The 13,826-nt window shown below is 40.0% G+C and carries 14 protein-coding genes; 9 read left to right on the top strand and 5 right to left on the bottom strand.

Going from position 1 to position 13,826, the window contains the following annotated elements; translation table 11 throughout:
- The first annotated feature begins 1 nt into the window (after position 1).
- The 9 genes from AC2CZC_RS24360 to hupB all read left to right on the top strand — a co-directional run bounded on the left by AC2CZC_RS24360 (position 2) and on the right by hupB (position 7,638).
- Positions 2 to 958: a YbgA family protein gene (locus AC2CZC_RS24360; protein WP_484584968.1), complete on the top strand. Its 957-nt coding sequence runs from the start codon at positions 2 to 4 to the stop codon at positions 956 to 958.
- The gene (gene phrB / locus AC2CZC_RS24355; RefSeq protein WP_484584967.1) at positions 955 to 2,337 is read left to right on the top strand and encodes a deoxyribodipyrimidine photo-lyase; all 1,383 of its coding nucleotides are present in this window, start codon (positions 955 to 957) and stop codon (positions 2,335 to 2,337) included. Before AC2CZC_RS24360 ends, phrB begins: the two co-directional genes overlap by 4 nt.
- A 2-nt stretch (positions 2,338 to 2,339) precedes the next feature.
- Positions 2,340 to 2,765: a nuclear transport factor 2 family protein gene (locus AC2CZC_RS24350; protein ID WP_239032940.1), complete on the top strand. Its 426-nt coding sequence runs from the start codon at positions 2,340 to 2,342 to the stop codon at positions 2,763 to 2,765.
- Between the two features lie 2 nt (positions 2,766 to 2,767).
- Positions 2,768 to 3,481, top strand: a complete 714-nt coding sequence (locus AC2CZC_RS24345; protein WP_484584966.1) for an SDR family NAD(P)-dependent oxidoreductase — start codon at positions 2,768 to 2,770, stop codon at positions 3,479 to 3,481.
- A complete protein-coding gene (locus AC2CZC_RS24340) occupies positions 3,478 to 4,731 on the top strand; it encodes an NAD(P)/FAD-dependent oxidoreductase (RefSeq protein ID WP_484584965.1) in 1,254 nt (417 codons plus the stop codon). Before AC2CZC_RS24345 ends, AC2CZC_RS24340 begins: the two co-directional genes overlap by 4 nt.
- Complete coding sequence (locus AC2CZC_RS24335) at positions 4,728 to 5,453, top strand: DUF1365 domain-containing protein (RefSeq protein ID WP_484584964.1); 726 nt, start codon at positions 4,728 to 4,730, stop codon at positions 5,451 to 5,453. The genes AC2CZC_RS24340 and AC2CZC_RS24335 overlap by 4 nt, the downstream gene beginning before the upstream one ends.
- 1 nt (position 5,454) lies before the next feature.
- Positions 5,455 to 6,720 carry a class I SAM-dependent methyltransferase gene (locus tag AC2CZC_RS24330; protein WP_484584963.1) on the top strand — a complete coding sequence of 422 codons (1,266 nt, stop codon included), beginning with the start codon at positions 5,455 to 5,457 and terminating at the stop codon, positions 6,718 to 6,720.
- On the top strand, positions 6,692 to 7,210 hold the full coding sequence (locus AC2CZC_RS24325) for a DUF2878 domain-containing protein (protein ID WP_484584962.1): 519 nt from the start codon (positions 6,692 to 6,694) through the stop codon (positions 7,208 to 7,210). The genes AC2CZC_RS24330 and AC2CZC_RS24325 overlap by 29 nt, the downstream gene beginning before the upstream one ends.
- Positions 7,211 to 7,362: 152 nt before the next feature.
- On the top strand, positions 7,363 to 7,638 hold the full coding sequence (gene hupB, locus AC2CZC_RS24320) for a nucleoid-associated protein HU-beta (RefSeq protein WP_023397797.1): 276 nt from the start codon (positions 7,363 to 7,365) through the stop codon (positions 7,636 to 7,638).
- 182 nt (positions 7,639 to 7,820) lie between these two features.
- Here hupB and ilvN read toward each other — a convergent pair whose 3' ends face one another.
- The 5 genes from ilvN to AC2CZC_RS24295 form a co-directional block, all read right to left on the bottom strand.
- On the bottom strand, positions 7,821 to 8,318 hold the full coding sequence (gene ilvN / locus AC2CZC_RS24315) for an acetolactate synthase small subunit (protein WP_063363718.1): 498 nt from the start codon (positions 8,316 to 8,318) through the stop codon (positions 7,821 to 7,823).
- Positions 8,318 to 10,039 carry an acetolactate synthase 3 large subunit gene (locus AC2CZC_RS24310; protein ID WP_484584961.1) on the bottom strand — a complete coding sequence of 574 codons (1,722 nt, stop codon included), beginning with the start codon at positions 10,037 to 10,039 and terminating at the stop codon, positions 8,318 to 8,320. Before AC2CZC_RS24310 ends, ilvN begins: the two co-directional genes overlap by 1 nt.
- A gap of 490 nt (positions 10,040 to 10,529) precedes the next feature.
- Entirely contained in the window at positions 10,530 to 11,537 is a 1,008-nt protein-coding gene (locus tag AC2CZC_RS24305; protein ID WP_063363720.1) for an isocitrate dehydrogenase, read from the bottom strand.
- Positions 11,538 to 11,738: 201 nt separating this feature from the next.
- Entirely contained in the window at positions 11,739 to 13,424 is a 1,686-nt protein-coding gene (locus tag AC2CZC_RS24300) for a hypothetical protein (protein ID WP_484584960.1), read from the bottom strand.
- Entirely contained in the window at positions 13,414 to 13,809 is a 396-nt protein-coding gene (locus AC2CZC_RS24295; protein ID WP_237136630.1) for a DUF3192 domain-containing protein, read from the bottom strand. The genes AC2CZC_RS24300 and AC2CZC_RS24295 overlap by 11 nt, the downstream gene beginning before the upstream one ends.
- Positions 13,810 to 13,826: the final 17 nt, after the last annotated feature.

The following is a 13,826-nucleotide window of genomic DNA, read 5'->3' as shown; positions in this document are numbered from 1 at the left end:
TATGAAATTTAAGACACCTATACAGATTGGATTAAGTGCCTGTCTTGGTGGAGATAGGGTACGTTTCGACAAAGGTCATAAGCGTTCTAATTTTTGTATGGGCGAGTTCAGTAACCATGTGGAATTTGTAAAATTTTGTCCTGAAGTTGCGATAGGTATGCCTGTCCCCCGCGAAACCATAAGACAGGTTCGATTTGGCGACACGATTAAGGTGTGTCGCCCTGACGGGTCTAATGATGTTGGCCCAAAGTTAACTGAATATGGTAAAAAAATCGCCCAGACCAAAGCAAAAAGTCTGTCAGGGTTCGTCTTTTGCGCAAAAAGTCCAAGTTGTGGCATGGAAAGAGTCAAAGTCTACAATGACACTGGAACAGGTGCCACTGCAGAAGGCATAGGTGCGTTTGCTGCCGAAATTATGCGCCACAATCCATTATTACCATGCGAAGAAAACGGTAGGCTAAACGACATTCATTTACGCGAAAATTTTGTAATGCGTGTATTTGTTTATAAATCATGGCAAGAACTGATGGAAGGTGACGTTAATAAACATAGGCTGACTGAGTTTCACGCTAAGCACAAATACCTTTTGATGAGCCACAATTATGCAGCATATAGAACATTGGGGCGTTTGCTTGCGCAAGGCGATCCAAAAGAGCCTCAGCTTGTAGCTGACGAATATATAGTAGGGTTGATGGCAGCACTTAAAAAGCCTGCGAGTCGAAAAGCGCAAGCGAACACACTTGCACACTTGCAAGGTTATTTTAAAAACGAGTTATCAGGTATTGAAAAATCTGAGATGGTGGAAGCAATCGAAGAATACAGAATGGGGCTAGTGCCACTAAATGTACCTTTGACATTACTTAAACATCATTTACGAGTGCACCCAAAGTCGTATTTGGAACAGCAAGTATACTTCGACCCGTATCCACATGATTTGAAATTAAGGTTCGCAATTTGAGTAAAATACTTTTTTGGTTCAGGCGCGATTTACGGTTATCAGGTAACCAAGCGCTTGAAGACGCAATTAACAACGGCGCCACTGAGGCGCTGTTTTTTGTTTGTGAAAAACAATGGCAATTACACAACACCAGTGAGATACAAATTGATTTGGTAAAAAGACGAGTAGATTACCTTGGTAACGAGTTAGCAAAGCTGGGTATTAAGCTTCATGTTATCAATGGAGAGTCATTTGATGTGTTACCGAGTAAGCTTGAAGCGTTTATCAATGAGCATAGCTTCACTCAAGTTTTTGCCAACAGAGAGTATGAAATTAATGAGCTAGACCGTGACACAAGATGCGCATCATTGGGGGCACAGTTGCACTTATATGATGGGGATGTACTTTGCTCTCCAGGTAGTATTGTGACCAAAGGCGGCGAAATGTTTAAGGTTTTTACACCATTTAAAAAAGCATGGTTAGCTCAGTACTCGCAATATATATTTAAAATAAGCGAATTTATTCGCCCAGTTGGCGAGTCTATTCCTTGGCAAACGCCTACTTTATTAACGTCAAATGGGCTATCTGATAAATGGCCTGTAGATGATGTAGTACTTTCGCAGGTTATTGAACAATTTTTAGAAGATAAAATAAATGAATATAGTGAATATAGAGATATACCTAGCATTAAAGGTACATCTGGATTAAGCCCTTATTTGGCTTTAGGGATTATATCTGCTACTGACTTAATTGCCAGGATTCAGCAAAGAATACCCGATGTCTTATATAGAACAAAAATATCAGCTTTTACTTATATCAACGAATTACTTTGGAGAGAGTTTTATAGACACTTGATGTTTATATTCCCTAAACTTTGTAAAAGTAAAAACTTCAATGAAAAATATAATGCCGTACAATGGTTAGATGATGAAAATGCGTTTGCTGCTTGGTGTGAGGGCAATACTGGTTATCCAATTGTAGATGCAGCTATGCGCCAGCTAAACCAAACCGGTTGGATGCATAATCGACTTCGAATGATTGTCGCTAGTTTCTTAACTAAACACTTGCTTATTGATTGGCGCAGGGGGGAAGCATATTTCATGAGCAAGTTGATAGATGGTGATTTGGCAGCAAATAATGGCGGCTGGCAGTGGGCTGCAAGTACAGGTTGTGATGCCCAACCATATTTCAGAATATTCAATCCAATTACTCAAAGCGAAAAGTTTGATCCTGACGGCACTTTTATTCGTAAATATGTCCATGAATTAGAATGGGTGCCAGCGAAGTATATTCACTTTCCACATGATTATATTAACGCTGTTGGTAGACAGTGTTATACGGCACCAATCGTTGAACATAAAGAAGCAAGAGCCAGGGCGCTTGATGCATTTAAGGTATAGAAATGGAACAGCACCTTAACAATTTCGTAGATATATATAATCAGCTTTCAGACAAAAATCTAAATTTATTGAAAAACATTTACGATGACAGTGTGGTATTTTCAGATCCGTTACACAAAGTCGAAGGAATTGAAGCACTGACAAAATATTTTGAAAACTTGTATGCAAATGTAAGCTCAATTTCTTTTGACATAAAAGAACACTATGTTGTAGATAACAAAGGTTTTTTATATTGGGAGATGCATTTTTCTCACAGTAAACTTAATAATAAGAAAAATATCACAGTCGCCGGTCATAGCCATCTTACCTTTAAAGGCTCTAAAGTAATAAACCATAGAGATTACTTTGATGTTGGTGCTTTGCTTTACCGAAACATACCAGTACTAGGTAGCGTGATCAAAACGCTAGAAAAAAGGGCGGTGTCTTAAGTATGGAAGCAAAAAGTGTACTAATAACCGGTGCTACATCTGGAATTGGAGAGGCTTTAGTTAATCGTTACGCGCAGTCTGCCGAAGTAATAGCATGTGGAAGAAACCAAGAGAAACTGTCGAAATTTGAATCAAGTGGCGTTAGCACTTCAAGGTTCGATATGACAGATAAAGAGCAAGTTTTCGACGCTGCCAGCAAAATAGAAGCGCAAGATATAATCATTCTAAATGCAGGGGTTTGCGAATATATAGACGATGCGAATAACTTTGATTCTGCATTGTTTGAACGAGTTATTCATGCCAACTTGATAGCGACAGGGTATTGCTTAGAAGCTTTCATCCCGAAAATTAAGTCTGGTGGACAACTCGTTATAGTCAGTTCTAGCGCGAGCTTTTTGCCGCTGCCCCGTGCGCAAGCTTACGGTGCGTCAAAAGCGGCATTAAGCTATTTAACGCGTGTTATGCAGGTTGAACTTCAAGGTATTGATGTAACTTTGGTTCACCCTGGTTTTGTAGAAACACCATTAACTAATAAAAATGATTTCCCTATGCCTTGTCTAGTCACTGTAGAGCAGGCATCAGAGAGAATATATCAAGGTGTATTTAAACGTAAAAAGGAAGTGCATTTTCCAAGGCGCTTTACCTTGTTTTTAAAGTTATTTTCATTACTACCATTTAACTGGTGGCTGCCGTTAGCAAAAAGGATAAAACGTTGAAAAATATTGCAATAATAGGAACTGGGATCTCTGGACTTAGTGCAGCCTACTTACTGAATAAAAAACACAATATTACCGTATTTGAGAAAGAAGATAGATTAGGCGGTCACACCGCGACTATTGATGTTGACACCCCCGAAGGCACAAAAGGCATTGATACCGGCTTTATCGTATTTAATGACCGTACTTATCCTTTATTTGAAAAGCTGCTTGATCAAATAGGCGTTGGGCGTAAACCAACACAAATGAGTTTTAGTGTGAAAACGGCAGATAAAGATTTTGAATATAACGGTCACACATTTTTCTCGTTATTTGCGCAAAAACGCAATATTTTGTCACTCAAATTTTGGCGGTTTTTGTATAGCATTGTTAAGTTTAATCGGCTATCGAAAGACTTATATCACAGCGGTGATTACTCTAATTACACAAATTTGGGTGACTTTTTAAACGCACATGGGTTTGATGATTTTTTCAAAAAGCACTATATCTTGCCCATGGGCGCTGCTATTTGGTCTACCAGCTTGAAAGGTATGTTGGATTTTGAAATACAGTTCTTTATCCAGTTTTTTTATAACCACGGGCTGTTGGATGTAGCAGGTCGCCCTCAATGGTATGTTATCCCGGGCGGGTCGAAGCAATATATTGGCCCATTAACGCAATCTTACAAAGATAGAATAAAGTTAAATACGGACATCAAGTCAGTTGTTCGGCATGACGACTATGTTGAAATCACTTTTCAAGATGGTCATTCAGAGCAATTCGACGAAGTCGTATTTGCGTGTCACTCAGATCAAGCCCTGAAGCTACTTGGAGATGCCAGTGAGATTGAACGTGAGGTGCTCGGTGCAATCCCGTATACGCCAAATAGCGTCGTTTTGCATACTGACGTGTCACTTCTACCTAAACGAAGAGCAGCTTGGGCGAGCTGGAATTATGCGTTAGACGAAAGCCAAACTCGCCCTGCTAGTGTGACTTATCAGATGAATATCCTCCAAGGGCTATCATCCTCACAGCAGTACTGCGTGACGCTGAACAATGACAGTCAGATTGACCAAGAGAAAGTAATTCAAAAGTTTACTTATTATCACCCTGTATTTAATACACAAAGTATTCGTGCGCAAAAAAGAAAGTCTGAAGTAGATGGTGTAAATCGTACTTATTTTTGCGGTGCTTATTGGTTTAATGGCTTCCATGAAGATGGCGTTCGTAGCGCAGTTGACGTTGCCAAAAAGCTGGGAGTGGCATTTTGAATAGTGCCATCTATTTAGGAGATGTTAGGCATCGTCGCTTTGCCGTTTCTGAACATAACTTCAGATATCCTATGTATATGATGTGTATCGATTTGGATGAATTAAATCAGCTCGATGATATTCATCCTTTATTTGGCACCAAGGGGAAAAAGCTACTACGTTTTGAACAGGCTGATTATTTAGATGGGTCTGCTGGTAGTTTGAAGCAGCGTGCATTAGATAAAAGTTTGGCGTTAGGTGTAGATGCATCTGACAGTAAAGTTTATTTAATGGGGCTGTGCCGATGTTTTGGGTATTATTTTAGCCCAGTAAACTTTTATTTTTTTTCCAAGGAAGATGGCGAATATACTCACATGTTGGCCGAAGTCAGTAACACGCCATGGAATGAGAGACATTATTACCTCGTGCCTCTTGGAAAAAAAGTGAACTTTGAAAAGACCTTTCACGTATCACCTTTCATGAATTTAGATATGGAATATCATTGGCATATCAAAGCACCAGCGCAACATGCCTTTGTCCATATCGAGAACAAAAAAGAGCGTGAACTCTTATTTGACGCGACTTTAAGACTGCGTAGAGTGCCGTTAGAAAAGCATTCTATTAGTAATTTATTAAAGCAGTTCCCAGCGATGACCTTTTCAATACTTAAGGGCATTTATTGGCAAGCGTTAAAGCTTTTTTTGAAGCGAGTTCCTTTTATCAGTCATCCTGGAAGTTTGTAAGATGGAAAAAACGACACAATCCTATAATAGTGAGAGCAGTGACAGCTTTTTAACAAAGATGTGTAGAACCTTGGTTTTAAAAGCGTTTGAACAAATCACTTGGGGACACATAAAATTAATCGATGGTGGACAAGAATTTTCTTTTGGCGACCAAAGTAGCGACGACAGTACCGTTATACATGTTCAGTCCAACCAAATGTATAATAAGTTTGCACTGGGTGGCAGCGTTGGTGCTGGCGAATCTTATATACTCGGCCATTGGAGCTGTTCTGATTTAACTAAGCTAATAGAAATTTTTGTAGTCAATCAGGACGTGCTAGATGCATTTGAAAAAAAATTTGCACTAATCTCTGGCTTGTTTAATAAAGCCACACACTTTAAAAATCGTAATACAAAATCAGGTTCAAAGAAAAATATAGTTGCTCATTATGATTTAGGTAATGATTTATATAGCTCATTTTTGAGTGAAGAAATGCTGTATTCAAGTGCTGTATATCCAACTCATGATGCGTCCTTAGAGCAGGCTCAGCAGCACAAACTTAAAGAAATATGCGAGCAAGTCGACTTACAAAAAAGCGATCACGTAATTGAAATTGGAACTGGGTGGGGGGCTTTTGCGATTTATGCCGCGCAACATTATGGTTGTAAGGTGACAACGACGACAATTTCTGAAGAACAGCATGCCTATGTCAGTGAGAAAATTACTGAGTTGGGTTTAGAGGGGCAGATTACGCTATTAAAAGATGATTACAGAGAGTTAAATGGCAAATTTGACAAGCTTGTATCAATCGAAATGATTGAAGCTGTAGGCCATGAATACTTATCAGGCTTTTTTGAAAAATGCAGCAGTTTGCTTAAACCAGATGGCATTATGCTGATACAAGCTATTACGATTGCTTGTCAGCGTTATCATCACTATCTGAAGAACTCCGATTTTATTCAGCAATATATTTTCCCAGGTGGGTGTTTACCTTCGATCACTGAAATGAGCAAACAAATTTGCAATAGTACTGATTTGGTCGTTCATTCTATAAAAGACATCGGCTTACATTACGCTAAAACGTTGTTTGATTGGCGGGAGCGTTTTGATAAGGCGTGGCCGTCTTTAGACAATCAAAAGTTTGACCAGCGTTTTTACAGACTTTGGGAGTTTTACTTGTGCTATTGCGAAGGCGGTTTTAAGCAAAGAGCGACAAGTGCAGTGCATTTGGTAGCAAGAAAACCAAGGTTTGTGAGTGATGATGAAAAAGTATTCTGTCGTTACTAATTTTGTTTTATTTCAGCTAGCTTGGTTTGCCGTCTTTTTCTTAAAAGAAGAGTCTCTACTTGTGGTGTTTGCTACGATAGTATTAATGTTTGCACTCAGTCCTGCTAAAGCTAGAGATGTAAAGTTTGTGTTAGTAGGTTTATCCGTAGGCATGGCCATTGAGGTGGTGGCTGTCACTGTCGGTGTGATCGATTATGGCACCGCCGTGATCCCTTTATGGCTTTTATTATTATGGCTGGCATTATTGTTTTCGTTTAGAGAATCTCTAAATAAGCTTTTTCATTTGCCATTAAAATACAGGGCGCCCATTGTTTGGTTGTGCACGCCTGGCAGTTATTACGCGGGTTCTAAGGCAGGTATTTTGTCTACTTTAGAACCACTGTGGATTTTTTGGATTATGTATGGGGCAATATGGTTTGTCGGTTTTGAATGTTTGCGTTGGTTAGATGCTCAATCTCATATCAGACGCAATGGCGAGGTATTGAGCTAAATAGTTCCCTTTTTAGCTAAATATATGCGGTACAAGCACAATTTGTTTGATTAATTTAGAATATAGTTGAATTTTGGCTTGCACTCATGGTTAAAATGAATAAACATAGAATTTGCTCCGGCAGAAAATAAAAAAATATAGGAATTTTTAAAATGAACAAAGCTCAACTAGTTGAAAAGATCGCGAACGACGCTGATATCTCTAAGACGGCGGCTGGCCGTGCATTAGACGCTTTAACTAGTGCTGTAACTGAAGCTCTAAAAGAAGGCGACTCAGTAGCACTAGTTGGTTTTGGTACTTTCTCTGTGAAAGAGCGCGCAGCACGTACAGGTCGTAACCCACAAACTGGCGCTGAGATCCAAATCCCAGCAGCAAATATCCCAAGCTTTAAAGCGGGTAAAGGCTTAAAAGATCAGGTTAACCTATAGTAAACCAATGAATCATTCGGCTTTGAGTTCTCTTGAAGCCAACACTAAAAAAGAGCCCAATGGCTCTTTTTTTAGTTTAAATACCGCTCATATTTGGCGTATACATTTAGTATAAATTCCAATCAAGATTTGCGTCGTTATGACGGGCGCTGTGGCCCGTACTAAATCGAGGCAGTGTTTCTTCAGCTCTTAAGTGCCTTGTCACCTCTGCCAATACCAACGGCACCAGATCTGACAAGTTCAATTAAGTCGCTTTCGTGGCGTAGCATATCTAAAAAGCTCTCTATTTTATCGGTACTGCTGGCTAGCTGAAGCGTATAGCTTTGCTTTCCCATATCTACAATGGTTGCACCGAAAACGTCACTCACACGCGTTACAGCGGCTCTCATTGCTTCGTTCCTGGTGAATACCTTAACCATTAAAAGTTCACGTTCGATGTGATTGATTTCTGTTAAGTCGAACACTTTAAGCACATCCACCAGTTTATTAACTTGCTTTGTTATTTGTTCGACCACTCTATCATCTCCATGCGTTGTGATAGTGATCCGAGAGAGCGTTTTGTCATCAGTTGTACCAACAGTTAAGCTATCTATGTTGTATGCTCTTTGAGAGAAAAGACCAACTATTCTGGATAGGGCACCTGGCTCGTTTTCTAATAAGATTGCTAATATACGTCGCATTATGCTTTCACCCCTTTTTTCAACCACATTTCATCAACTGCACCATGCTTAATTTGCATTGGATATACATGCTCACTTTCATCTACACGAATGTCTAAAAATACCAAGCGATCTTTAATCGAGAATGCTTTTTCTAATGCCTCATCGAGCTCATCAGGATGATCAACGCGGATCCCAACATGTCCATAGCTTTGGGCTAAAGCCACAAAGTCTGGTAAGGATTCCATGTAAGAACTAGAATGGCGGCCATCGTAAAGCATATCTTGCCACTGTCTGACCATGCCTAAAGAGCGATTATTGAGCGAAACGACTTTTACGTTTAAACCATATTGCAAGCAAGTTGATAACTCTTGGATGTTCATTTGGATTGAGCCGTCACCCGTGACGCATACCACTTCATCTTGAGGGAAAGCCACTTTTACACCCATTGCAGCAGGTAGCCCAAAGCCCATGGTGCCGAGGCCGCCAGAATTGATCCACTGACGAGGGTTCTTAAACGGGTAGTATTGCGCTGCGAACATTTGGTGTTGCCCAACATCTGAAGTGATGTATGCATCACCATTTGTGATCGCATGAAGTTTTTGGATAACGGTTTGAGGCTTAATTTTATCTTCCTCGGTTTCAAAGTCTAAGCACTTCATTTCACGCCATAATGTAATATCTTGCCACCATGCTTCTTGAGCGCTTCGGTCTATGGTCATACTACTTTGATCTATGCCCTCTAGAAGCTGAGTCAAAACGGTGTCCAAACAACCCACGACAGGAATATGCGCCTGAATAGTTTTTGAGATAGATGTTGGGTCTACGTCCACATGAACAATTTTGGCATTAGGGCAAAACTTTTCAACATTATTTGTTACTCGGTCATCAAATCTTGCTCCTAACGCTAAAATGGTATCTGCATTGGCCATTGCTTTGTTGGCTTCTAAAGAACCATGCATGCCTAACATACCGATAAAGTTTGGGTGATTTCCGCTTATTCCTCCTAATCCCATTAGCGTATTTGTAATAGGTGCGTTAAGCTTTTCAACAAGTTCAGTCAACTTATCTGATGTATCTGATAGTATGATCCCACCACCAGAATAAATGACCAGCTTTTTGGCTTGTAAAATTGCTTCAACGGCCTTCTTAATTTGTTTCGTATGGCCTTTTTTACTCGGGTTATAAGTCCTCATATCCAGCTGTTGAGGCATTACATAGTTGAATTTGATTTGAGGGTTTAGTACATCTTTTGGCAGCTCAACGACGACCGGTCCAGGTCGCCCGGTACTGGCTAAGTAAAATGCTTTAGACAAGATTGCGGGAATTTCTTCTGCGTTTCGACAGTTAAAACTGTGCTTCACGATTGGTCTTGAGCAGCCGACAATATCTGTTTCTTGAAATGCATCATCACCGATTAAACTAGAGGGAACTTGGCCTGATAAAACAACCATGGGGATGGAGTCCATGTAAGCTGTTGCAATACCTGTTATGCAGTTTGTCGCTCCTGGTCCTGAGGTTGCTAATACCACGCCTGTTTTTCCAGTAGCACGTGAGTACCCATCAGCCATATGTGTGGCAGCTTGTTCGTGGCGTACCAGAATATGTTCAACATCGCTTTGCTCGAATAATGCATCATATAAGTCCAATACAGATCCGCCTGGATAGCCAAATATGAATTCTACCTCTAAATCTTTTAGCGCCTTTACAACTAACTCGGAGCCATTAAATTGCTCATTCATTACCTCATTCCTCAGCCAAGCCAAATCTTGGCATAAAAAAACCCCGCATTTTGCGGGGTCGATGAAAGCGTATACTCACACAGGCCCCTATGGACTTAACACTAAGACCACCACGAGAACCATTTGTACAAGCTTAACTAAAGTCATTTCAAATCTACTAAATTATTTAAACACTGTTTATTTAAAGGGCAATCGATGTTTCTGTCAAGGGGATGGGGCTTTTGTTTGCATAATATAGCCCTTTTTCGTGTTGATAAATTTGAAAGGTAGTATTTCAGTTTATAAAAACCAACAAATGCGCATAATTTATTGTGTTTTTTAGTTCTGAAAACGCAATAGTTCGACATGCATTTATTGAGAAATAGCTTATCTCACAACGAGTTAAGAATATGTGCTAAAAGTATCAATTGGAATTAGGGGATAGGAAGAAGCAAAGCGGGTATATGTTTAAAAGATAGCGCAAAGTGCGCTACCTTATTGGGGGGCGTTATTATAGACGCTCAATTACAGCTTGTGTAAAGTCTGTTGTTCCGTGGTTTCCACCAAGGTCACGAGTTGTGCGATCGCCTGATTTGATCACATCTGCAACAGCGCTGCGAATACGCTCAGCTGTATCACCCATATCCAAGTACTCTAGCATCTGAATAGACGCTAGGATAACTGATGTTGGGTTTGCAAGGTTTTTACCCGCGATGTCAGGAGCACTACCGTGTACCGCTTCGAAGATTGCCGCATTCTCACCAATGTTTGCGCCCGGAGCCATGCCTAAGCCACCAACTAGACCCGCACATAGGTCAGAGATGATGTCACCAAATAGGTTAGTTGTCACTACAACGTCAAACTCATCTGGATTCATAACTAGTTTCATACAAGTTGCATCAACGATCATTTCTGCAGACTCGATGTCAGGGAAACGCTCACCCACTTCACGTGCAACTTTAAGGAATAGGCCTGACGTTGATTTTAAGATGTTTGCTTTATGAACAGCAGTTACCTTTTTACGACCTTCGCGCTGTGCAAGTTCGTATGCGAAAGTAACAATCTTTTCTGCACCTTCACGTGTAATTTTAGACATTGCTTCAGCTTCAGTACCATCTTCAGATGTTACTTGGCCTAGGCCAGAATACATACCTTGCGTGTTTTCACGTACGGTAATGATGTCAATGTTGTCGTAACGCGCTTGTGTGCCTTCGAAAGATTTCACTGGGCGTACGTTTGCATATAAGCCAAATTGCTTACGTAAAGTTACATTGATAGATGTGAAACCTTCACCTACAGGCGTTGTTAAAGGACCTTTTAATGTAAGCTTGTTGCGCTCAATTGCTTCTAGGGTTTCAGGTGGAAGAAGTTCACCTGTTTTTTCTAGCGCTGCAAGACCTGCGTCAACATATTCGTATTCGAAGTCACAGCCTGCTGCGTTTAAAATTTCAATCGCTGAGTCGATGATGCTTGGACCGATACCATCACCACGAATAACGGTAACTGTTTGCTTAGCCATTTAGTTTTCCTTTATCAAAATAAATTGTACACACATAAAAGAAGGACTTGTTTATTGTAGTCAATCAAATAAAAAGTGTGTGTTCGCTTGAAAAATTAAGCGCGTTTTATAGCAATTTATTCATAGATATTCCAGCAAGGAATGATAAAAAGGCATAAATTCTAATTATGTCTGTTATATTCTATATTTATAGAATAAATATTATTCAATCACACTGTATAAAGATAGCTCGAGTATTGCGTCGTTCAACTGTGCCTCATCACGCCAACCAAACAAACTTATTTGATTTTCTAAAACAAGGCGTTGCCAGCTAGTGGGCTCAAAATATGCGCTGCTCCATTGCATAGCGAGTACCTTTATAGCGACAAATGTCTTAGCTTCTTCACTTAATGCATTATGTTTTTCTTTTTCTGATTGCATAAATGCATTATGGGGGGCGCTGTTATCAAAATGGTGAGTAAAGTATTCGTCTAATTTGGCGGAGTTGAATTCTAAGAAGCCAAATAATCTTGCTAGAGAATATGGCGTGTTATCGTCACTTTGCTCACTAACACAGGTAAAGCGTTTAATGTCTATATCATGGTGTTTGAGCATAAAAGCAATAACAGCACTAATTGGAGAAAGAACACTTTCATAGTCTTGTCCATAGGTTTGCTTTGTCAATGTCGCGAGGATCAGAGCGAGTTGTTGGTACTTATGCCAAATATCCAAAGCAAAAGGGTGCTTTAATTGAGAAATAACCTGCTCTATGAGCACTCGCTGGCATAGTAAGCTGGCGGTGTTAAGCCCAACCATCGTTAAGCAATGTCGTGTGTTTGCGCCTTTTTGCGATTCGCGATTATATTGTTTGGCTGCTTGCTGCAGCGCTTGTTCAATATATGGAAAGGGCGCAATGGTTTTCTCTATCGCTCTAAAGCTACTAAAACTATTTTTGCCGAGCTTGTCTATTACTGAATACGTAGGTTCAAATGCATCATTATCAGCTTCTTGTATTTGTGGCTCCACGTGACCCCATACGTTAAATAGCAGGTGTTTATCTGCTGTCTTAAACGGTCTGAACTCTAGTCTTAGAGGGTGCTGTGTTTTAACTAGTCGATCTATTTTTTTATCTTTAAAAGTGCAAATTATTTGATTCTTGCCATTAACTTGCAATAAAAGCGCTGTTTGACCACGATACTGAGTTGAGCAGCCGACAGGGAAGTAACTAAACTGAGTGGCTAATTTGTTTAATGTATCGCGAGTGAACTCATCTTGGCTTGCCAAATGCAGCTTTTTAACCGCTTGAGCCAATACGTTGGGCGTGGTTTTTTTTATCAGTGACGTTGCAATAATTTGCGCTATGGCCACAATTAAGGTGATGTTGTCATACAAAGGTGTATTGAGTTTGCTCTTTAATGTTTCACAGTAAGGGTGCAACCTAGACATTATTCTTGCGGCTTGCTTGTTGATCGAACCGCCATGCTCCAGCACTTTTACAGCAAGTTGATACCTGACTTTCCATATCTTCTTACCCTGTTCAGTTAATGATTGACCACTAAGTAGCTTATCACTTTCATTCTTGACACATAAGAAACTGGCCAAGCAGGCAACAAGGAGCTCTTGGCGGATTTTATGGGAGTAACCGTGGCCTTGCGCAATCATACAAACAAGTACGCATTTCTTAACGACAAGGTTGGTAGTTGGAGATAATTGCTTAAAGTGTAACGATAAGTAGCTATGAAGAGCATTTGGACTGTGCTGATATGTTTCGGTATATAGCTGTGCTAACTCTGCAAGGGTTGGGAAAATACTTGGCCATTTTTGCTTGTTATAGTACAGCCTCAGTATTTGTTCAGTTTTATTTACCAGTTCAAACAGTTGTTTAGATACGTCTTTATTATTCGTCATTGGTGAGCGCTTTCTCGTAAGCTACTATGGCACCTGCACCCCATAAAATAAGTTGACCATTTTTAAACAGCAAACCGGTGCACTCATCTTGAGTGGTAATGCCATCAGGCTTCATTAGTTGTGTTCTGTAATACACAATTTGAAATACGGTATCGTCATCAGACTTTACATAGGTAAGATCTGGGCTTCCTAAATTATCTAACACGGCCTCTAAATTCATTTTTGTATCAGGTCTAAGCTTACTGATAAACCTTTTATTAAATGCTTCTCTATCTTTCCAAAGCATGGCTCTTGGGTCATCTTTATAAAAGTTGATAACAAGATAGACAATACCCGCGTACACGGCGAGGCCGAGAAATATATATTGTAGAACTTTTTTTATCATTTACGTCACCTGAATAC

The organism is Pseudoalteromonas sp. MMG033 (assembly GCF_057197785.1).
The sequence above is the reverse complement of the archived record's forward strand: the minus strand, read 5'-3'. Positions and strand labels throughout refer to the sequence as shown.